16 protein-coding genes and 2 pseudogenes are annotated in these 22080 nt (G+C 37.9%); 8 read left to right on the forward strand and 10 right to left on the reverse strand.

The annotated features are described in order from the left end of the window. Positions 1-359: 359 nt before the first annotated feature. The 6 genes from recQ (at position 360) to H6G25_RS20225 (ending at position 10239) form a co-directional block, all read left to right on the forward strand. Positions 360-2549 carry a DNA helicase RecQ gene (gene recQ / locus H6G25_RS20200; RefSeq protein ID WP_190394031.1) on the forward strand — a complete coding sequence of 730 codons (2190 nt, stop codon included), beginning with the start codon at positions 360-362 and terminating at the stop codon, positions 2547-2549. Positions 2550-3400: 851 nt separating this feature from the next. After that, entirely contained in the window at positions 3401-5374 is a 1974-nt protein-coding gene (locus H6G25_RS20205) for a long-chain fatty acid--CoA ligase (protein WP_190394032.1), read from the forward strand. 167 nt (positions 5375-5541) lie between these two features. Then, a complete protein-coding gene (locus H6G25_RS20210) occupies positions 5542-5991 on the forward strand; it encodes a YlqD family protein (protein WP_190394033.1) in 450 nt (149 codons plus the stop codon). A gap of 131 nt (positions 5992-6122) precedes the next feature. Next, positions 6123-7712, forward strand: a complete 1590-nt coding sequence (locus tag H6G25_RS20215) for an archaeosortase/exosortase family protein (protein WP_277881762.1) — start codon at positions 6123-6125, stop codon at positions 7710-7712. 232 nt (positions 7713-7944) lie between these two features. Continuing rightward, positions 7945-9240 (forward strand): dihydrolipoamide acetyltransferase family protein, encoded by a 1296-nt coding sequence (locus H6G25_RS20220; RefSeq protein ID WP_190394035.1) that lies wholly within the window; start codon positions 7945-7947, stop codon positions 9238-9240. 477 nt (positions 9241-9717) lie between these two features. Continuing rightward, positions 9718-10239, forward strand: coding sequence for a hypothetical protein (locus tag H6G25_RS20225; RefSeq protein ID WP_190394036.1), 522 nt, complete (start codon positions 9718-9720; stop codon positions 10237-10239). 77 nt (positions 10240-10316) lie between these two features. Here H6G25_RS20225 and H6G25_RS20230 read toward each other — a convergent pair. Together H6G25_RS20230 and tgt are read right to left on the reverse strand one after the other, a co-directional pair. Then, positions 10317-10427, reverse strand: a pseudogene (locus tag H6G25_RS20230) (AAA-like domain-containing protein); the annotation flags it as partial. Positions 10428-10570: 143 nt separating this feature from the next. Beyond that, a complete protein-coding gene (gene tgt, locus H6G25_RS20235) occupies positions 10571-11698 on the reverse strand; it encodes a tRNA guanosine(34) transglycosylase Tgt (RefSeq protein WP_190394037.1) in 1128 nt (375 codons plus the stop codon). Between the two features lie 295 nt (positions 11699-11993). Between tgt and cobS the strand changes: the two genes are divergently transcribed. Next, positions 11994-12767, forward strand: a complete 774-nt coding sequence (gene cobS, locus H6G25_RS20240; protein WP_190394038.1) for an adenosylcobinamide-GDP ribazoletransferase — start codon at positions 11994-11996, stop codon at positions 12765-12767. A 10-nt stretch (positions 12768-12777) separates the two neighbouring features. Continuing rightward, positions 12778-13329, forward strand: coding sequence for a DUF4231 domain-containing protein (locus H6G25_RS20245; protein ID WP_137906824.1), 552 nt, complete (start codon positions 12778-12780; stop codon positions 13327-13329). A 116-nt stretch (positions 13330-13445) separates the two neighbouring features. Here the strand turns inward: H6G25_RS20245 and H6G25_RS20250 are convergent, their stop codons facing one another. From H6G25_RS20250 to H6G25_RS20285, 8 genes and pseudogenes are all read right to left on the reverse strand, one after another. Then, positions 13446-14189 (reverse strand): hypothetical protein, encoded by a 744-nt coding sequence (locus H6G25_RS20250; RefSeq protein WP_190394039.1) that lies wholly within the window; start codon positions 14187-14189, stop codon positions 13446-13448. A gap of 38 nt (positions 14190-14227) precedes the next feature. Further along, positions 14228-18181, reverse strand: a complete 3954-nt coding sequence (locus H6G25_RS20255; RefSeq protein ID WP_190394040.1) for a TIR domain-containing protein — start codon at positions 18179-18181, stop codon at positions 14228-14230. 120 nt (positions 18182-18301) lie between these two features. After that, positions 18302-18766, reverse strand: a complete 465-nt coding sequence (locus H6G25_RS20260; protein WP_137906821.1) for a PPC domain-containing protein — start codon at positions 18764-18766, stop codon at positions 18302-18304. A 64-nt stretch (positions 18767-18830) separates the two neighbouring features. Next, positions 18831-19508, reverse strand: a complete 678-nt coding sequence (locus tag H6G25_RS20265) for a ComF family protein (RefSeq protein ID WP_190394041.1) — start codon at positions 19506-19508, stop codon at positions 18831-18833. Further along, positions 19505-19981 carry a GNAT family N-acetyltransferase gene (locus H6G25_RS20270; RefSeq protein ID WP_190394042.1) on the reverse strand — a complete coding sequence of 159 codons (477 nt, stop codon included), beginning with the start codon at positions 19979-19981 and terminating at the stop codon, positions 19505-19507. The genes H6G25_RS20265 and H6G25_RS20270 overlap by 4 nt, the downstream gene beginning before the upstream one ends. 21 nt (positions 19982-20002) lie before the next feature. Next, positions 20003-20509: a hypothetical protein gene (locus H6G25_RS20275; protein ID WP_190394043.1), complete on the reverse strand. Its 507-nt coding sequence runs from the start codon at positions 20507-20509 to the stop codon at positions 20003-20005. Continuing rightward, positions 20506-21741, reverse strand: a complete 1236-nt coding sequence (locus tag H6G25_RS20280) for an ATP-binding protein (protein ID WP_190394044.1) — start codon at positions 21739-21741, stop codon at positions 20506-20508. The genes H6G25_RS20275 and H6G25_RS20280 overlap by 4 nt, the downstream gene beginning before the upstream one ends. A gap of 147 nt (positions 21742-21888) precedes the next feature. Beyond that, positions 21889-22080: pseudogene (locus H6G25_RS20285) on the reverse strand (photosystem II q(b) protein); the annotation flags it as partial.

The raw sequence follows: 22080 nt of genomic DNA on the forward strand, positions 1-22080 counted from the left end.
TGTGCCAGTAGTAGTTTTTGTTGCTTGTTTACCTTGAGTTCTGTCTTGAATCCTAGTAGCATGAAGATATTTTACAACAAAATTCCAATATTGTTACCATAGAGGTGTGACTTTGCATAGGAAGCATAAGTAGTTAATTGTTATTAATTGTTAGCTTTTGAGTTACTGTTAATTAGCCCTCCTCTTTTTCTTCCTGGAGGGGATTTTATTCCTTTATTGACCCAATGCAATCGCTCACATATAACTCATTGTTGATAGCTCGAATGCAAAACCTCCTCTAATTATTCTCACAGACAACGGCGAAATTGTTACAATCCTCATATCTTCATCACAACTCAGAAACACGACAACCATCTACTATGCTTCAGTACCCCCACTTAGAACAAGCCTTAAAACATCATTTTGGTTACGATCAATTTCGTCCTGGACAAAGGCAAATTATCGAAGATGCTCTACAAAATCGTGATTTAATGGTAATTATGCCCACAGGTGGGGGTAAATCTCTGTGCTTTCAATTACCGGCACTTTTAAAACCCGGTTTAACAGTGGTAGTGTCACCATTAATAGCTTTAATGCAAGATCAAGTAGAAGCACTGCGAACTAATAACATTTCTGCCACATTTCTCAATAGTAGCCTGAATGCCTATAAAGTTCGTTCCCGCGAGGAAGCGATCATGAATGGTAAAATAAAATTACTTTATGTCGCTCCTGAACGTTTGATTAGCGACCGATTTTTGCCTCTTTTAGACGTAGTTAAGGAAAAAGTAGGAATTTCCACCTTTGCCATAGATGAAGCCCATTGTGTGTCAGAATGGGGGCATGATTTTCGCCCAGAATATCGGCAATTAAGACTACTGAGAAAACGTTATCCAGATGTACCGACGGTTGCACTAACTGCTACCGCTACAGATAGGGTTAAAGCCGATATTATTGAACAATTAGGATTAAAACAACCAAGTATTCATATTGCCAGTTTTAACCGTCAAAATCTTTATTATGAAGTTAGAAATAAAAGTAAAAATCCCTATTCTGAAATCTTAGAAATAGTTAGAGAAAATCAAGGTTCAGGGATTATTTATTGTTTAACTCGCAAAAAAGTTGATGAACTAACTTTAAAATTACAAAATGATCAAGTTTCAGTTTTACCTTATCATGCAGGTTTAACGGATGAAGAAAGAACGAAAAATCAAACTCGATTTATTCGGGATGATGTGCGGATCATGGTAGCGACAATTGCATTTGGAATGGGTATTAATAAACCTGATGTCCGGTTTGTGATTCATTCTGATTTACCTCGAAATTTAGAAAGTTACTATCAAGAATCCGGCCGCGCTGGTAGAGATAATGAACCTTCTAAATGTACATTATTTTTTAATTATGGTGATATTAAAACCATAGAATGGAGTATTAATCAAAAAACCGATCCTCAAGAACAATTAATAGCTAAACAGCAATTAAGACAAGTTATAGATTATGCAGAAGGGACAGACTGTAGACGCACAATTCAATTAAGTTATTTTGGGGAAAGATTTCCGGGAAATTGTGGTAATTGTGATAATTGTCGTTATCCTAAACCTGTACAAGATTGGACAATTGAAGCCATGAAATTTCTATCTTGTGTAGCTAGATGTAAGGAAAGATTTGGAATGTTACATATCATTGATGTATTAAGAGGTGCGAAAAATCAGAAAATTGTCGTTAATAAACATGATCAACTTTCTACCTATGGAATTGGTAAAGATAGAACATTAGACGAATGGAGAATGCTAGGAAGATCACTATTACATCAAGGTTTATTAGAACAAACTAGCGACGGTTATTCAATTTTAAAACTCAATGCTTTAAGTTGGGAAGTGATGCGAAAAAAACGACCAGTTTCTATTGCTGTTCCCATAGCGCAAAAAATGACCTGGGAAGATGGAAATAATAAACCTGTAGATGTGGAAATTTTAACTCAAAAATTGCGATCGCTTCGTAAACAACTCGCAGACGAACAATCTATCCCACCCTACATGATCTTTCAAGATTCTACCCTCAAATTAATGGCACAAATTCAACCCATAACATTAGATGAATTTGGTAAAATTTCCGGCGTTGTTAGTTATAAACTATCTCAATATGGCGAAAAATTCTTAGCAGAAATTCAGGCCTATCGTCAAGAACAAGGTTTACAACAAAATACCATTAATCGAGTTAATTCCTCCTCCTATTCTCACTCACCCTCAGATACAGAGTTAACAACATTAGAGTTATATAATCAGGGTTTTAGTATTGAAGAAATCGCCCAAAAACGCAATGTTAAACCTGGTACAATTATCAATCATCTCTCCAATTTAATTGAGAAAAAACAATCTTTAGATATCAGTCAATTAGTACCTTTAGAACGTCAGAAAAAAATCTGGCAAATTTTAGAAGTTGTTGGTGATATTTCTCTCACACCCCTTCGGGAAAATTTGGGAGCAAGCTACAGCTTTGATGAAATTCGTTTAGTTAGGGCGAAGTGGCGAAGAGAAAAACATAAATCTACTCAAGATGATATTAACTTTTAGTTTATCCGCTGTTTTTTGTAGATAAAGCTATAGATAACAGCTTAGGTAAAACTAAGCAAATAGCAGCATTAAGTAGCGTGAGTAATATACCTTGAATTAAAGTCATAGATAACCTTCCCTTATAACTATCTTTGATCACTACATCTTTATTTTGCCTTACAAACACTAGCTTTGAGCAAGTTCTAGTTTTTAAATATCTTTTATATTACATAAGTAAATTAAATACTTTTTACCCGCAAGTTCCCCATTCCCTTGTTGCTTATGAATAGCAATCCTGTATAATTTGTGAAAGTTTATGTTTTGATCTAAAATTATGAACAGCGCAGAGAAAAAGCAAGATATTCACAAATAACACAAGGACTGCTACTACTCACCAATATTCCCTTTAGCTAAGAGAACACTGAGAACAAAAACGCGGCTTGAATTTACAGAACTGACTACCTGTTAAGGTATAGGTTGTACAATAAGGGAAACTAGTTATTTCTTTGGCGGGTTTACAAGTGGAGGCGACGGACAATAGTTGAGACTGTTTAGGTTTACGAACCGAAACCATAGATAATAGCTTAGGCAAAATTAAACAAGCCCCAGCGTTAATGATTGTCAGCAATAATACATCCATCACATCTATAGGGAATCACCCCCAGGCGAAACGACATCAGAACGTTTTAGTTAAAAATACTAAAATATATGGCAACATCAGGCAATGCACGAAGACTTAACCATAGTATTTAGTCTATATAAAATCAGTTTAGCATATAATTTTGTAGATAGAAACCAACAGAAACTTTTATCAATTAATATGTAAACTGAATCTGAACTACCATGATTAATCGCATTTAACAATAGCATTTATGACAAATAATCAACCTACAACTTCTTTCTTAACTAACATTTCTCAACGAGAACGTCTTGCATTACAGAGTTTAGTAGATTACACAAATGTAGAGTTATTACCGGAAATTTGGCCTTTGGCTGCCAAGCGATTTGGTGATATTATCGCCTTGTATAACCCCCATTCTCAACCAGAAGTAAAAATTACCTATAGTCAACTGACAGAACAAATTAACCAATTTGCAGCCGGTTTACAAGCATTAGGCGTAAATACAAATAATAGCGAAAATCTTCCCTACGGAGAACGAGTTTCCTTGATTGCGGATAATAGTCCGCGTTGGTTTATTGCGGACCAAGGTATCATGACTGCGGGGGCTGTAAATGCAGTTCGTAGCTCTCAAGCAGAACGAGAAGAGTTACTTTACATTATTTCCCATAGTGGCAGTACATCTTTAGTAGTTGAAGATCTCAAAACTTTAAATAAATTAGGGGAACGCCTGAACGAATTAGCGATTAAACTGGTAGTTATACTTTCTGACGAAACACCACCCGCAGAACTAAAATTCCCAGTAGTCAACTTTACCCAATTACTAGAAATTGGTAAGAATCATAAACTAGTCACAAATAAGTATAGTGCAGAAACCTTAGCAACATTAATTTACACTTCCGGTACTACGGGAAAACCCAAAGGTGTAATGCTCTCCCATAGAAATTTACTACATCAAGTTACAACATTGGGAACGATTGTGCAACCGCAAAAAGGGGATACAGTCCTCAGTATTTTGCCCACATGGCATAGTTATGAACGCAGCGGTGAATACTTCTTGCTTTCTCAAGGTTGTAGCCAAATTTACACTAATTTGCGTTCCGTCAAAGGAGATTTAAAGAAATTTAAACCTAATTATATGATTGCTGTGCCAAGATTATGGGAATCAATTTATGAAGGCGTGCAAAAGCAATTCCGAGAACAACCAGCCAAAAAACAAAAATTGGTGAAGTTTTTACTAGAAATCAGCCATAAATATATTGAATCACGGCGTATTTCCCAGGGATTGAGTTTAAATCACATTAATGCTGCAATTATAGAGCGTTTTCAAGCCAAAATAGTCGAATTGGCATTATTACCGATTCATATACTGGGGGAAAAATTAGTTTATCACAAAGTACGGGAAGCGACAGGAGGTAAAATCAAGCACGTTATTAGTGGGGGTGGAGCGCTTCCCAAACATATAGATAACTTCTTTGAAATTGTTGGTGTTGAAATATTACAGGGTTATGGGTTAACAGAAACATCACCAGTAACTAATGCTCGTCGTCCTTGGCGGAATTTACGTGGTTCTTCGGGACAACCAATTGCCGGTACAAAAGTGAAAATTGTCAACCCAGAAACTCGTCAACCCCTACCAGCAGGGGAACGGGGTTTAGTCCTTCTCAAAGGACCACAAATCATGCAAGGCTACTATCAAAATCCTCAAGCCACCAATAAAGCCATAGACCCCCAAGGATGGTTTGATAGCGGTGATTTAGGCTGGGTAACGCCCCAAAATGACCTAGTATTAACAGGGAGGGCAAAAGACACCATTGTTTTAAGCAACGGCGAAAATATCGAACCTCAGCCCATAGAGGACGCTTGTTTGCGATCGCCCTATATTGACCAAATTATGTTAGTAGGACAAGATCAAAAAAGTATTGGTGCCTTAATTGTCCCTAACTCAGAAGCCTTAGCAAAATGGGCAGAAACTCAAAATCAGATAAATAATAGTGAAAAAATTGACTTAGAGAGTAGAATAGTTCAGGATCTGTTTCGTCAAGAATTAAATCGTGAAGTTCAAAACCGTCCCGGTTATCGAGCCGATGATCGTATTGGACCATTTAAACTAATTTCGGAACAGTTTTCAATTGAAAATGGCATGATGACACAAACCTTAAAAATTCGTCGTCACATTGTGATGGAACGATATTGGGATATTATTAACGGAATGTTTGCCAAATAATTCCCTAAATCGCAAATTGTTTTTCCCAACTTTCAGATTTCAGAAACCATTGGAGAAACAGGAAACAGAAGAAAATTATTTTTTCAACTCCTGAAAACATAGTATCAGTCTCCTAACTGAACTCATCTCCATACTACAAACTATTGAAGAGTGAACGGACAATTTTTATGGATGTTTCCAACCCTCAATTGCTTTTAAAACGCCCGATTAATGTTAAAGCGATAGTTACCCCTCTCTGGAAAGAGGAAGTACACCAGCAATTACAAGTTCAAATTAATCAAATTGACCAACAACTGCAACAATTAGATATTGAAGGGCAAAGAGCAATTACCGCTATTCAAAAACAGAGTCTTCAACCACCAGGACCTCAGACACTCCAACAAATTGACAACGTTCAACTCCAAGTTAATCAAAAGAAAAGTGAACTTCTAGAACAGAAAAATCAAATGCTGCAAAACCTCCAGCAAGTACAATTGTTGGAATTAGATGAAGAAGTCAACCAATTTCAATTGGAAAGCTTTTTCCGCATTGAACTAGGTGATAACTTAATTAGTAAAATGCAGGTTGAAGTTGTCCTTCGTGACGGCATTGTGGAAGAAATTCGCGGAGACATCTAAACATGATACTAAAAATCTTCTACTTCTTAAGAAAGTAGGAGATTTTTTTTAAGCAATTCGAGCAGGTATCACCGTTTTTACAAGATCAAGACCTATAACTAACCTATTCTTGAAAAGGAACATTAAGGTAAATGAATAATATCAGAAAAAGTATTAATTTCTTTTTTTCCTCTTTATTCAACAATTTTATCAACCATCCTTTCCCACTCTTATTCGTCTTTGGGTTGATTTCTGCAATTAACCTAACACTTTACTCGCTATTTGACAAGGATTTTCAAAACTGGTCATTCCTAATATTGCTATATACAGGTATTATATTTAATATTTACGAAAGACGCAATCACATTGCTTTTGTCAGCAAGTTTCCTGCTAATTTCATTGGTTTTTGCCTAATTATTATTGCCTACGTCAAAGCGGGTTTTTTAGTTCAAGCAATCTATATCTCATGGTACTTTATTACCTTTATTAGTGCTACTGGTTTAGCTTTATTAGCATCAGGATTTCAAGGAATTAAACAATTCCGGAAAGAATTAGCAATTATTGCCATACTTCCCTTAACTTTGATCTTTATCCAATTATTATTTCGTTCGGTTTCTGTTAAACTTATCTCTGCTAAAATAACCTCTTTTGTTTTATGGTACTTGGGATTTGATTCCGTGAATCAGGGTACTATAGTTTATGTTAATGGTGGCGCGATTGATGTATACGATCGATGTACTGGGATATCACTCCTGCTCATGCTATTAAAATTTTCCATCGCACTAGTCTTTCTTTTTCCGTCTTTACTGAAAAATATTTATTTGCCTTTTATCCTTTCCGTCTTTATTAGTGGGGTTTTTTCCATTGGTAGATTAGTAATTATGGCACTAGTGGTAACAGATAAACCCACATTTGATTATTGGCATGGATCTGAAGGTGCTGATATCTTTATTGTACTGTCGTTCCTATCCTTTGGAATCATAATTTTGTTACTATCACCCAAGAATCAAATTCCATTATCACCATCAAAAGTCACCTCTGGCAAATCCCGGACAGTATCCTATTCAAATGTAATCATAGGTATTAGTTTGATCATCATTTTATTTAATTTTTGGTTTTATTACAGCGCGAAGTTGGGTGAAATTGCTTTCTATCGTTTTCCCCAGCAAATTCCTCTCCCCGGTTGGCAATTAACCGCTAGTGAACCTCGTTCTATGCCCCGAAAACAGAATAATCTCCCGCAACAAACCACATTTATGGAAGCTGATCACAGCAAGGATATCTTATCAGGACAAATTTATCATTACCGAAAAGCCGGACAGGATTTAACTGTCAATTTTTACTACATCCCCTCTAGTTTAGGTAATATCCAATCCTACTATGAGGAGTTTACTTTTTCGCCAGATTTACTTGAGCTAATAAAGCCTCTGGAAAAGATTAACCCTAAAGGCCATCATTTACAGTTCTCCTCTGGAGAAAACCACTATTTGACAGCCTGCATTAATTCCATGGGAAAAAGTACGGCGACAGTGAGTCAATTCATTGCCTATTTTTATCGTCCTTACCTCAATCCCTCTCAATGGTTGAATCTCTTCAACGGTAAACAGGCTATCCGTGACAAACGCTGTGTCTGGGGGCAACTCTCCTTAGCTAAAGCTAATGGTAGTGAGGCTGAATTGGAGGCTGTTTGGCAGGCTTTATTGTCCTATTGGCAGGGTAATTTCCCTAAGTTAAAAAACTAGACAAAAAGATTGACAAAAGCAAAAAAGAGTATTAAGGGGGTTGACAATTGATTTTAAAATTGTTATCATGGGAACGACGAGGAAGAACTATCGCGTAGATACTGCATTTCCAAATTCCTGAATATGACAACAGATTGTTCTCTTTGGCAAAAAATCACCAACTTGATCACAAAACTGTTAAAATCCATAAATTCAAGTCCATATATTATTTATTGATTCTGAAACCACCATTATGAGCATTAACGAAGTATTTATGCCGGCGCTGAGTTCCACAATGACCGAAGGAAAAATCGTCTCCTGGGTCAAATCGCCGGGGGATAAAGTGGAAAAAGGCGAAACGGTGGTGGTTGTCGAGTCAGATAAGGCCGATATGGATGTAGAAACCTTTTATGAAGGATATCTCGCCCATATCATCGTTGCCGCTGGTGAAACCGCCCCAGTAGGCGCAGCGATCGCCTATATTGCCGAAACAGAAGCAGAAATACCTACAGCCAAGTCCCTAGCTAACCCAGGCGGCACTGCTGCATCCTCTGCGCCCTCCCCCGTACCTGTAGCCGCTCCTGCACTTGTCGCCCCTGTCACTACATCTCAAAATGGTTCCAACCATCAACCAGGTCGCGTAGTAGTTTCACCCCGCGCCCGTAAACTAGCCAAAGAACTGAAAGTTGATTTAAATACCCTTAAAGGTAGTGGTCCTTACGGTCGCATTGTCGCTGAAGATATAGAGGTTGCTGTGGGTAAAGTTCCCCCAGTTACCACTTCCGTTGTCACCCCCGCCCCTGTAACTGCCCCTGTAACTGCCCCAGCCCCAGTAGTCACACCTGTACCCACACAAGTGGTTACTAGTTCTGTTCCTGGTCAAGTAGTACCATTCACTACCTTGCAAAATGCTGTCATTCGGGGCATGGTAGCCAGTCTATCTGCACCTGTATTCCGTGTTAGTTACACAATCAGCACAGATGGATTAGATAAACTTTACAAACAAATTAAATCCAAAGGTGTGACAATGACGGCACTACTAGCCAAAGCTGTAGCCGTAACATTACAAAAACACCCCATTCTTAATGCCAGTTATTCAGACCAAGGCGTTGTTAATCACTCTGACATTAATATTTCCGTAGCAGTGGCCATGGATGACGGCGGATTAATTACACCGGTTTTACAGAATGCAGATGCAATTGATATCTATTCTTTATCTCGCAATTGGAAGTCTTTAGTAGAACGCGCGAGAACAAAACAGCTACAACCAGCAGAATACAACAGCGGTACTTTCACCCTTTCTAACTTAGGAATGTTTGGTGTAGATACCTTTGATGCCATTTTACCCCCCGGACAAGGTTCTATTTTAGCCATTGGTGCATCACGTCCCCAAGTAGTAGCCACAGCGGACGGGTTGTTTGCTGTGCGTCAACAAATGCAAGTTACTATTACCTGTGATCATCGCATTATTTACGGTGCTGATGCCGCTGGATTCTTGCAAGACCTAGCGAAGTTAATTGAAACCAATCCCCAATCTTTAACCATGTAAGACTTGTTGGTAATGCACTTTTGCGCCAGGAGTGGTTCGTTATTCCGTGACTAGTGCGTAAGTCCTATTTAGTTTCAAAAAGTGCCAGGTTTTTGGATAGGAAAGTCCTTAAAATCAGCATTTTTCCTGTGACTAAAGCGGACTCGCTCTAAAGGCTTTTAGTTCTCTTCAGTCAATACTCCAAATTCTGATTACACCACCTACCACCTTGATCGGCAGTGACAATGGTCTTAACATTGGGATTAGGAGTTGCTGATTTTAGGGATGAAAATGATACTGCATACATTTAAGATCCTTGTAGAGACGTTCCTCATGTAGGGATTCTCGTCTCTACCCCCCAAAATCATGCACCAATTCAGCAACGCCGAATTTTTCAAAAATATCAATAATCCGAGTGACACCTGCAGAATGTGGGTTAATATCACATCATCAATATCAATAGAGTTACAGGCAAATTAAATGAAATTATCTACAACATTGAAGGTACTACTTGGACTACTGGGAGCGGTTACTATCCCAACAATGGCACTTGCAGGAATTAGTCAGTCCCAGTTCTACTTTGAAAGCCCAAGTGAAGGTTGGTGGTTTGCTGGTGGTGCTGGACTTGATTACGGTAAAGGTCTTGAACACAGAGGAAAGGGTAACGGATGGGTGCGTAACACATCAGGATGGAATGCTGTCAACAACTGGGCTAACGTTCAACCAAACAGTGAATGTACAGTGGCTGCATGGTTAAGAACATCCGATACTCTAACTGATGGCTATATGTCAGTACGCCGCCTCAACAGCGATGGTAGTGTAGGCAGTGTAATCAATGAGGTTAAGTTGGTAGGTGCTGGTTCTCCCAATCCTCAAAACAGAAACTACAACCGTTACACCTTCAATTTCAACTCCGGTTCAAATAGTAAAGTTCTTTTCTACGTTGGTCTTTGGGGCAATGGAAAAGATTCATGGATTCAGGTTGACGACGCAGTAGTTTCCTGTCCAACACCATATTGATACTTAGGATAAGCTTTGGGGCATCAGGGTAGTGCTACGATTCTTCTTAACTCAACCCTATTGTCTGGTATCTACTTTGAGTGAGCGATGATTCTATCAAGCAGAGATGTTTTGCCCATTTTACGAGGGGCTTTAATCCGAATTAGCGAACAAGCCCGAAAAATTGTTTCATAACAACGTTTTTATATTAGCAATCGCCCAGCGCCTCCAAAAGAAAATCGCTCGATGTAAAATGTGGACTATCTATGAACATCCGAAGCCACCGCGTGAAGGTTGCACGCCCAGATTTAACAGAGAGGGGCGCGAGATAATTAATACCCGCCCTTCGACCCTACCAACATCTAAATTGGGCATTATTTTCCCACCAGTGACCAAAATCAGTCACAAAGCGATCGCTTAATATTGAAGCTCGAATCTTTTGAGTAAAGCGAATCAATTCGGTGATGTTATGAATAGTCAACAAAGTATAAGCTAATATTTCCTGCGATCGCACTAAATGAGATATATAAGCACGACTGAAATTTTCACAAGTGTAACAAGGGCAATTTGCATCCAGTGGGGTAAAATCTTCACGAAACTTAGCGTTTTTCAGATTCCAACGTTCACCGTCAACAATAGCTGTTCCATGTCTAGCCCATCTAGTAGGAATCACACAATCAAATAAATCTACCCCAGAAGCGATCGCAATTGCCATTTCTCGATAAGTTCCCACACCCATCAAATAACGGGGTTTATTCACAGGTAACAACGGGGCTGTAGTTTGGACAATTTGCGCCATTAAATCCGTAGGTTCACCCACACTGACACCACCAATGGCATATCCAGGCATATCCAACTGCGCCAATTCCGCCGCAGCACGGGCGCGTAAATCTAAATATACTCCCCCTTGGACAATGGGAAACAATGCCTGATCCTGGCGTTTATGGGCTGATATAGAGCGTTTTAGCCAGCGATAGGTACGGTCAGTAGCGGCTTCCACTTCCTGACGAGTAGCCGGATAGGGAGGACATTCATCAAAAGCCATGATCACATCCGCCCCCAGAATATTCTGAATTTCAATAGAGCGTTCTGGGGTTAATTTAATCATTTGCCCATCATGAGGTGAGCGAAAAGTTACACCTTCTTCTGTAATTTTCCGCATCTCGCTCAAACTAAAAACCTGAAATCCACCGGAGTCCGTGAGCATGGGACCTGGCCAACCCATAAACTTATGTAACCCACCACCACCAGCAACAATGGCCTCTCCCGGTTGGAGATGTAAATGATAGGTATTAGCCAAAACCATTTGCGCTCCCGTTGCTGCCAATTGGGCAGGGGTGATAGTTTTGACATTAGCTAATGTTCCCACAGGCATAAACCTGGGCGTTTCTACTGGTCCGTGGGGAGTAGAAAATATTCCGGCTCTGGCTTTGGTCTGGCTACAGGTAGCGAGACATTCAAAGGAAAAATTGGCACTCAAGACAAAAATATGGTTTCGCTAAATTTATCCACCAACTTAACATTTTCTGGACTACTTAGTAAGTTGGCATTAAAAATTGTCGTTATGACAAGGGAACAGGGAACAGGGAACTTTACTTTTCGTTACTTATGTCGGTTTTTTTCCGTTCACTTACTTTGATGCAGTTTGTGGGGTTTTTGCCAATAAAATCAAATTGAGAAGCCACGTCTGGTCATCTGTGATAAATTATCTGTCTGGGAGTAATTGATGATCAGAACATTTATAAAACTTAATACTCATCAATAATTCAAGTGTTTTGGCTAAGATACTACGCTGGTGGCAACAGCAATTCTTAAATTTAGTTGCGGCTATCATTTTCTATACCGCTATTCCCCTACCTAATGTGCAAAATTTGGACTTCCAAAAGGTTGCTTGTTTCGCGCCAGTAATTGGGTTAATGATTGGTGGTATTTTAGGTGGGTTAGATGTAGGTATGAATTATTTGGGTATTCCCATGCTAACCCGTAATGCTTTGGTAGTGGGTGCGTGGATAGCAATTACCGGAGGATTACATTTAGATGGAGCAATGGATACAGCGGATGGTTTAGCAGTGGGTGATCCTCAACGACGGTTACAGGTCATGATGGATAGTGCCACCGGTGCATTTGGGGCAATGTCCGCTATAATCATTATTATCTTGAAAATAACTGCTTTAACAGATATAGCTGAAAACCATTATTTAGTCTTCATGGCTGCTTGTGGGTGGGGACGTTGGGGACAACAAATAGCTATTTGTCAATATCCTTATCTGAAGCCTAGTGGTAAGGGTGCGTTTCATAAACAAGCCATTCGTTCTTATTTTGATTTATTTCCCAGTTGGTTTTTGTTAATTGGTTTAAGTGGTGTTGTTTGGGTAATCAATCCCCATAATTTAGTTTTAGCTGTGGGGATGGTTTTATCTGGGAGTGTGATTTCTGTTGTTACCCCAGCTTGGTTTAATTATAAGTTAGGTGGACATACGGGAGATACTTATGGGGCCGTGGTGGAGTGGACTGAGGCTTTGTTTTTGTGTATAATTACTACTATTTAAGGGGTGAGTTGTGGCAAAAAAAGATTCTTATTCCCAATTATTAAAACAAGAGTTTATTAATTTATTTGAGACTCTGGAACTTAATGATAGACAAAAGCATTATCTAAAGTCTCGCTGGTTAGACCAGATTTTGTGGATGGAAGGACGGGCTAATGATGCCCGTCAACGCTATTATCAACTGCGATTAACAACAATTATTGGAGGTGTAATTGTTCCCATATTAATAAGTTTAAATATTAATAATAAAGCCCTAGATTCATATCTAAAAGGTTTTACAATTGCCTTATCGGGAATGGTAGCTATCAGTTCCTCCGTTGAGGAATTTTTTCATTATGGAGAACGTTGGCGACACTATCGGCGGACAACGGAAATTCTCAAAGGAGAAGGTTGGGAATTGATGGAACTCAGCGGTTCCTATGCCAGTTACAAAACTCATGAGGAGGCTTTTAAAAATTTTGCCGCGAATGTGGAAAATATCATTCAGAGTGATGTAGAAGTTTATCTCACCAAAGTCACCCAAGAAACTAAAAAGCAAAAAGAAGAAAAAAAGCCGGAAGTGTAGAAGGTTTAATTATTAGACATCTCCTAGAAAGTAGAAACGTTCCATGGAACGTCTCTACAAGGGTCCTAGAAAACGCATATTTAATTCTCGGATATGTATCTTCATTAATGTCTTAATCACTTTGTTAATTGCTGTCTCAATAGCTTCGCTAATTCTGACATTGGTTGTGATAGATCAAATAATAACAGATTACTTTGCCCTGCCACCTCTGCGACCTTTTCCCGTGCTTCAAACTCTGGATGGTTTCTGGCAAAAGCAATTTCATCTGCCAGCCGACCGCTACCAGCAATTACAACTATTGTCCGACCAACTTTTAAATTTTCCATCACATCTACTAAAGCAATCTCCCCCCCATTGATTAGTAATGTTACTGATGGTGCTTCCTTGGCAAGTAAACTTGCTACTCTGGCCTGCCAAGGCGACTCATCACCCCAATTAAAACCAGGAACTAAGACAAAATGAGTATGGTGAGGTTCTAAGGCTTCTGTATTGGAAGATGTGGGGACTGCATTAGGTAATGTTACTGTCCCCACTGCTGCGACACCAATTAAAGAAAATGTCCCATTAATATCCCTACGAGCCTGACCCATCATTTTCATTACACCAGCATTAGTACCGCCGTCAACAACATCGGCATTCAATTCTTCCACTAGGGGGGCGATAACTTCTACAAACAACAGGCTCAGACGGGCTAGGTCAGCTTCACTCACCTTACTTGCACCACCTACTAATACTAGCAAAGGACGGGAACCTTGAAAGCCGAGGTCATGGAGGGCAGTGGGCAAATTTACAAAGTCATCAACTTGAACCGCGTCTGCTGTTTGTCCGCTTGGGAAGGAAAAACTGAAAGGCTTTTTCATAAATTGAATTACAAAAACCACTACTTTACTTTACTTCTTTACTTTTGAGTACCAATGCGATCGCACAAATCCTTGTCACTTTTGCTGACGTTAGGATTATTCTCTAAATAATCGCGTACCCAATCACAACCACTCACAAGTAAAATATCTAGCTGCAAAGGCCACAACCGCGCTGTTTTGTCCCATGATGCCGTAGCAATGGTTTTGCCGTCCGGGCTGAAACTCACACTATTGACAGCTTCCTGATGCCCCTTCAATTCATGCAGCAGTTCCCCCTGCAAGTTCCACAACCGCGCTGTATTGTCATCTGAAGCAGTAGCAATGTTTTTTCCATCCGGGCTGAAACTCACACTATAGACAGTACTCTGATGCCCCTTAAATTCTTGTAGTAATTCCCCCTTTAAATTCCACAACCGTGTTGTTTTGTCCCAAGAAGCAGTAGCAATGGTTTTTCCGTCTGGGCTGAAACTCACACTAGAGACAGAACCCCGATGCCCCTTGAATTCTTGCAGTAATTCCCCCTTTAAATTCCATAAACGCGCTGTTTTGTCCTCTGAAGCAGTAGCAATAGTTTTTCCGTCTGGGCTGAAACTCACACTAGAGACATAACCCTGATGCCCCTTAAATTCATGCAACAGTTTCCCCCGTAGATTCCACAACCGCGCTATTTTGTCCCAAGAAGCAGTAGCAATGTTTTTTCCGTCTGGGCTGAAACTCATACTAAAGACAGAACCTTGATGCCTCTTAAATTCTTGCAGCAGTTCACCCTTCAAGTTCCACAACCGCGCTGTTTTGTCCTCCGAAGCAGTAGCAATAGTTTTTCCATCTGGGCTGAAACTCACACTATTGACCCAACTCTGATGCCCCTTAAATTCTTGCAGCAGTTCACCCTTCAAGTTCCACAACCGCGCTCTTCCCTCTCTTGAAGCAGTAGCAATGGTTTTTCCGTCCGGGCTGAAACTCACACTGGATACAGAACCCTGATGCCCTTTAAATTCATGCAGCAGTTGCCCCTGTAGATTCCATAACCGCGCTGTTTTGTCAACAGAAGCAGTAGCAATGGTTTTTTCGTCCGGGCTGAAACTCACACTGAATACAGAACCCTGATGCCCTTTAAATTCATGCAGCAGTTGCCCCTGTAGATTCCATAACCGCGCTATTTTGTCCCCTGAAGCAGTAACAATGGTTTTTCCGTCTGGGCTGAAACTCACACTATTGACCCAACCCTGATGCCCTTTAAATTCTTGCAGCAGTTCACCCTTCAAGTTCCACAACCGCGCTGTTTTGTCAACAGAAGCAGTAGCAATGTTTTTTCCATCCGGGCTGAAACTCATACTAAAGACAGAACCTTGATGCCCCTTAAATTCTTGCAGCAGTTGCCCCTGTAGATTCCATAACCGCGCTGTTTTGTCAACAGAAGCAGTAGCAATGGTTTTTCCGTCTGGGCTGAAACTCACACTATTGACCCAACCCTGATGCCCTTTAAATTCATGCAGCAGTTCACCCTTCAAGTTCCACAACCGCGCTGTTTTGTCCCAAGAAGCAGTAGCAATGGTTTTTCCATCCGGGCTGAAACTCACACTAGTGACTTCACCCTGATGCCCTTTAAATTCATGCAGCAGTTCACCCTTCAAGTTCCACAACCGTGCTGTTTTGTCAACAGAAGCAGTAGCAATGGTTTTTCCATCTGGGCTGAAACTCACACTATTGACCCAACCCTGATGCCCTTCTAAGCGGTTGCGTTCTCTTCCCACAAAAAGAACTGTATGAAAGGCATTCAAACCCTCTACATTAGTTTTGTGTTGGCCATGCATGATTTTTCCTGCTAGAAGTGCTGTGACAAAAGCCTCCAATTCTTTATGTTCATTAAATAGAGACTGGGAATATCGACCAAGAGATTCGGCTTGGTTATATTGTGCTTGCTTTAATTGTTTTTTAGCTTCATTAGATTGAGAAACAGCAAAAGCACCCCCTACTATTGCCGCTACTAAAGCCATACTTGCACCCACAAACAGCGACCTCAATATCAATATCTGCCGTTTTTCCTTTTGATTTTGTGCTTCTCTATCTTGCTGAATTTTTTCAATCGCTTCTCGACTTTTATTAATCAACTCCCTGTGTAAATCTGTGGGAGGCGGATTTTTATTCTCTGTTTCTGCTGTCTTTAACCATTCTTCAGCAACTGCAAATTCAATTCCTCGTAACAAAAAATCTGCACTGTTATTTTCTTTATCCCATTCCAACGCCCGTTGTGACCATTTTGTATGACTTCTAATATGTTCTCTATCTGTATCCAACGTCCTTATCAATTCATTAAAATTGGCAAAAAATTCTCCTCCATGATTACTAAAATCTAACCATTGCACACTTGCTAAAGCCGCAGGGAGTTTTTTTAGATCATCGGCTGATAGAGGGCGATGTAGGATGGTAACAAAGCGTTTACCCAATTTTTGGGCATATTCCACCTCACCAGCACAATAGGGAGAATTTACCGATTTAGGTGAAATAATAAATAAAAAGTTATCGGAACTGGCAATTCCTCGATTTATTTCCTGCTGAAAATCAGTCCCTGTGGCAATACTTTCTTGGTCAAACCAAGTCGTTTTTCCTAATTCTTGTAAAGCGTCATTGATTTTCCGCGCTAAATCTGAATCAGTACGAGAATAGGAGATAAAAACTTCTAAAGAAGATGCTTCTGATTGATTGAGACTCGCAGTAATAAACTCCTCTTGTAAAGGTAAGGGAGGATAATCTTCTCGCTGTTTTGCTACCTTTAACCAAGCTTCAAAATGTTGGATATTATAACCCCGCAATAAAAGACTAGGGTTTTGATTTTGTTTTTGCCATTTCCGGGCTTTGACTAACAGGATTTTATGTTTTTCATAATAGGAAGATTCTTTTTTTAATTCTTGTAATAATTTATCTGTACTGAAACGATATTTTGCTTCGTTTTCTGATTGAGTAAAATCAATAAACTGTAATTTCTTTAACTCTAGCGGAATTAATTTAAAATCAGGTTCTGCAACCAATAAAGGAATAATCCGTTTATTGTTGGCTAAAGCCTGATTTAATTCTTGTTGACAATATTCCGAATTTAACGAATCCAAAGAAATCAAATAAACAAAATTATCTGCTCCTTCAATTCCTTGATTAATTGCCTTTTCAAATCCAGTTCCGGTTTTAATATCAGTCTTGTTTGTCCAAACAGTAATACTTTCACGCATTAATGTTTTTCTAATTTTCTCCTTAATTACCTCGTCTTTATCTGCGGCTGCTAGAAAAACTTGACTTAGTAAATTCTGAGAATTTTTTATACTTTCACAAATAAATTCACAATGTAAATCTGTAGGTAGACAAGGCTGTTGTTCTTCAGTAAATCTCTGTTTTAACCACTTTTCGGCTTTTCCTCTTTCTTCCCCAACCAAAAAATAATTGGTTTGTTGCTGATTTCTCGACCATTCTAAAGCTTGCACTAAAAAATTGGTATGTTGTTCTACATAATCTTGATGTTTATTAATTGCAGTCAATAAACCGTTAAAATAGTTAGAAAAATCATCAAGATTATCTGCAAACCGAATCCAATTAATTTTACTAATTATTGGGTGCATATTCGGATAAATAGAATGCAGCCCTTTTTGTTGGTATTCTTGCCAGTCTTCTTCAGTTTTATTCGGGTTTCTTTGTTGCCATATTTCCTTGCTAATTTGCTCAACGTGAAGTAAAGGAATAATTCGTTTATTTAGTTTAATAGCCAGTTCAATCTCCTTGAGACAATAGGGAGAATTAACTGAGTGAGGAGCAATAATAAATAAGAAATTATGGGCTTTTTCTATGCCATCATCAATTTGTTTTTGATAATCCACTGCTGGGGGAATATCGTCTTGATCAAACCAGACATTTAAACCCGCTGCTGTCAATTTTTCATTAAGATTTATAGCAAAGGCTTTACTATCAGGACGGCCATAGGAAATAAAAGCATCATAAAAATTCATTTTTTGCCCCTTTTCATTCAGATAATCTATATATAGTCATCCTGAGTAGGTTGTAATGAAGTTATTATAAATGCTTTTTAAACTACTGTCAACGACTCAAACCCCACATCTAAACCAGGTCTACTTCACAGGTTGCAGTTTTGTCACTTTCAGTTTAAACTTCCCTACCCCAGTTTCCCCAAAAGAACGAACCCGGACAATATAAGTCCCCGTTTCTGTAATGCGGGTAAATAACACAGAGTTACTCGTACCCTCAGGACCATCATCATTTTCTAAAACTGTTGTACCATTAGGAGCTAATAGTGTAATAATGGTATCGAAATTTTCCGATGATAAATCAACTGCTAAATTATCACCTTTATTTAATTTGACCGCATAATCACGAGCAAATCCTCCCTGTCCTGTGGGAATATCTTTGTTGGATAAAGTATCGGAAATTTCTGTAAAATCAGTTAAAGGAATGGGACTATATAATTTATTTTGTGTATTTTGTGCGGAAACTGTTTTACTCCCAATCCCTATTATTAGTAATGTGATAGGAATAATTAAAATTTGTCTAAAACCAACTACAAAATTCTTTTTCATAAATTAATTTTCATACATTAAAATACTTTCCCCAGCAATACAGGGTAACTAATCTAATATAGCTTTATTTTTCTTTGTTTTTTTCTTTGTTTGTCGTGGCCACAGCAGCTACACCTAAAACTTTAATTTGATGTATTTCCAGTGTTTTCACGGCAGCTTTGACAGTAGCACCAGTAGTATAAATATCATCCACTAATAATATTGGTATATTGGGAGGACGACGCAAATCTTTACCAATGACAAAAGCATTTGCTAAGTTTTCTTGTCTTTGAACTGCGGATAAATTAAATTGTGCTTCAGTTTCCTTAATGCGTTCTAAACCATTGACTTTCAATTTGTATCCTGTTACATTGCAAAAACCTTCAGCTATTAATGCAGCTTGATTAAAACCTCTTTGTTTTTGTTTTTTTGGGTGCATAGGAATAGGAACAACTAAAAGCTGTTGTTGGGGTTGTGGTGAATTTAATAACCATGATTCTCCTAACCATTGTCCCAAAAGATAACCAATTTGAGGCTGATTTTTATATTTTAATGCAGCGATCGCTCTTTTGACACCACCACCATAATTTCCCCAAACAAATATTGGTAATGGTTGTTTCCATAAATAAGCGGGATTTTGGCAATGACAACTTTGAACTTGTCTGGTACAGTATAGACAAAGTTCGCTATTTGTAGGACGTTGACACAGGGGACAATCAGATTTGAGAAAAAGATTTAGTAGATTTTGGAATATGTTCATCATAGATATTTTACATAAACTAGATCACATCTACTAGTTTCTACTCCTGTTGTTGGTAGATAACCATTACTTTCATAGAGTTTAACAGCTTCCGTTAAAATACTAGCAGTTTCAATCCAAATTTGCTCAAACCCACGGGAAGAAATGACGGTTTCTAGTTGTTGTAATAAATATTTTCCTAATCCTAAACCACGTACTTTTGGTAAAAGATACATTTTTCTAATTTCTACCGCTTTTTCGCCGCGATTGATGGGATAATAGGCCGCAGTCCCGACAATTTTATTTTCCTGTTCAATTACCCAAAATTCCCCTCCAGTGGCTAAATAATATGCTTCAATTTGTAATACATCTTTATCGGCCTCTTCCGGTTGCCAAGGTAAACCATATTCTGATAATATAGAACTAATAACTGTGGCTGCAAAAATGCGGTCTTTTTCTTGCCAATTGCGAATGATAAAATCTTGGTATTGATACATAAATTTAGTTTATAACGTTATTTAGGAAACTTTTATAGCATTCTGAATAATTAATCTGAAACCTGTTTCAGCTTCAAATCTGGCCATTCTTTCACTTTGTGAAGACTGGAAATTAGGTTTTTTGTTATTAGCGATATATGCTTTTTTAGATTTATAAATTGCTAAATCATGATTTGCAATAAAAACACTAATTGTCTTTCTTAGTTGGTTCTCTCCCTCTCTACACCAATCGCTATTTTTAGACTTTTTCGTTTTTAATTCCACAAAAATAATATGATTATTGTAAGTCAGCATACCCTCACAACGATTTTCCCTTTCACCATTTGATCTGAAAATTTCAATACAATTATCAATAGCGGTAAATATCACCTCTATTTCTTGATTATTTTCAACAATAGCAATCCATTTACTACAATCAACAGTGTCAATATAAGCAGGATCTTTATCTTTGTTAGGATCATCACAAAGTCCAAATTTAGGCTGATTTGTCTGACTTTGACAATTAGTATCAAAAAAATTTATACTCATATTTGTTCCTCAATTTCCAGTAAATTATCAAAAAGGTTATTAGTCTCTGCTAAGAAAGAATTGAGATAATTTTCATCAGTAGGTAATCCTTCATAAGTACAAAGTTTGATAATTTCTCCACCCTCCGTTAATTCATATACAATTGAATCTTCATCAGATACACAAGATACTTGAGGAACAATATTTTCTAGTTGTTCTTTTAGTAAATTGCTGTTTGGTAAATCTATAATTTTCTGTAAAACCTGATATCCTTTGATTGCTAATGTCAGATAATTAATAATATAAGGACTGTGGGTAGTAAGAATTAGTGTATTACCTTCTGTAAGGTTAGCAAATTCTAATAATTTATATAAAACGTCTTTTTGCGATTTGGGAAACAGATTTTGTTCTATTTCTTCAACAATATTTATAAAACATTCATTTTTGTATTTAGAAGATAACAATTCCAAAGCAGCTTTTTTAACTTCCTCAGAAAGATTATCATTGGATAGAATTCTTTCAATTTCTATTTTTAATCTTTGTTGTTCTTCTCCACTAAGTTCATTTTGGGAAGAATCTTTATTTTGACCAATAGATAACGCAATATTTCTAGAAACTAAAAACAAAGGAATAAAAGACTGAAACCCGCTTGAAGATTCGGAAATATTTAATTTATAATCCTGTCCTAGAATATTTAAACTACTATTAATTTTATCAAATTCCAACTTTATATCACCCACTGGTAAAGTCAAACTTTCTGATAATTCCTGTTGTGAACGCTCTAATTCCTCAAAAAAAGTAGATAATGATGGAGGTAATCTTTTTAATTTTTCTGCACCTTTAACTACACTAAAAAAATTTCTCTCTGCTGGTACATACATAATTTTTGGCAGAATATACTTTTGACTATTATTATTACGTAAACCATATAATTTTCCATTGACATAATGAAAAATATAGGCATTACCACGATATTCTATTTCTGTTTCTGGTAAAAAATAATTTTTTAAGTTTTGATATTTAAAGCACGTATTAAAAAATCTTTTATTGCTTGTAACATCATTTATTTCTAAATTTTCACGATATAACTGTTTTTCCAACCAGCTAAATGTTGAAATTAACTTAGCAATACTACTTTTTCCCGTTCCTTGATTACCGATAAAAACAGTAATTTTGCGAATATCTATAAATCCATTATTTTCTGCGAAACCTGATTTAATTGGTCCGAAATTTTTAACTTTTATTTGAGTCATATATTATCTTTATTTACTGTAGTTGCTTCATTTTCTTTTTCTAACACAAAGATTATAATTCAAAATCTGATTAACAATAATTTATTTTTCATAATAAAAACGCCCCCCTTGCGGAGAGCGTTTTTTTATTTAACTAGACTCTAGTTATTAACCGTTGATTGCAGGAGCGCTCAAAGCAACAGGAGCAACATCAGCAGCAGCCAAGTCTAGAGGGAAGTTGTGAGCGTTGCGCTCGTGCATTACTTCCATACCTAAGTTAGCGCGGTTGATTACGTCAGCCCATGTAGAAATTACACGACCTTGAGAATCAATGATTGATTGGTTGAAGTTAAATCCGTT

It is taken from the genome of Dolichospermum sp. FACHB-1091, assembly GCF_014697585.1.
Classification (GTDB): Bacteria; Cyanobacteriota; Cyanobacteriia; order Cyanobacteriales; family Nostocaceae; genus Dolichospermum.

Excerpts from the sequence above, each read along its gene's own strand:
- recQ (WP_190394031.1), top strand. The coding sequence starts at position 360 with ATGCTTCAGTACCCCCACTTAGAACAAGCCTTAAAACATCATTTTGGT.
- H6G25_RS20215 (WP_277881762.1), top strand. The coding sequence starts at position 6,123 with ATGAATAATATCAGAAAAAGTATTAATTTCTTTTTTTCCTCTTTATTC.
- H6G25_RS20270 (WP_190394042.1), bottom strand. The coding sequence starts at position 19,981 with ATGTATCAATACCAAGATTTTATCATTCGCAATTGGCAAGAAAAAGAC.
- H6G25_RS20220 (WP_190394035.1), top strand. The coding sequence starts at position 7,945 with ATGAGCATTAACGAAGTATTTATGCCGGCGCTGAGTTCCACAATGACC.
- H6G25_RS20260 (WP_137906821.1), bottom strand. The coding sequence starts at position 18,766 with ATGAAAAAGAATTTTGTAGTTGGTTTTAGACAAATTTTAATTATTCCT.
- H6G25_RS20205 (WP_190394032.1), top strand. The coding sequence starts at position 3,401 with ATGACAAATAATCAACCTACAACTTCTTTCTTAACTAACATTTCTCAA.
- H6G25_RS20280 (WP_190394044.1), bottom strand. The coding sequence starts at position 21,741 with ATGACTCAAATAAAAGTTAAAAATTTCGGACCAATTAAATCAGGTTTC.
- H6G25_RS20265 (WP_190394041.1), bottom strand. The coding sequence starts at position 19,508 with ATGATGAACATATTCCAAAATCTACTAAATCTTTTTCTCAAATCTGAT.
- H6G25_RS20275 (WP_190394043.1), bottom strand. The coding sequence starts at position 20,509 with ATGAGTATAAATTTTTTTGATACTAATTGTCAAAGTCAGACAAATCAG.
- H6G25_RS20210 (WP_190394033.1), top strand. The coding sequence starts at position 5,542 with ATGGATGTTTCCAACCCTCAATTGCTTTTAAAACGCCCGATTAATGTT.
- H6G25_RS20250 (WP_190394039.1), bottom strand. The coding sequence starts at position 14,189 with ATGAAAAAGCCTTTCAGTTTTTCCTTCCCAAGCGGACAAACAGCAGAC.
- H6G25_RS20255 (WP_190394040.1), bottom strand. The coding sequence starts at position 18,181 with ATGAATTTTTATGATGCTTTTATTTCCTATGGCCGTCCTGATAGTAAA.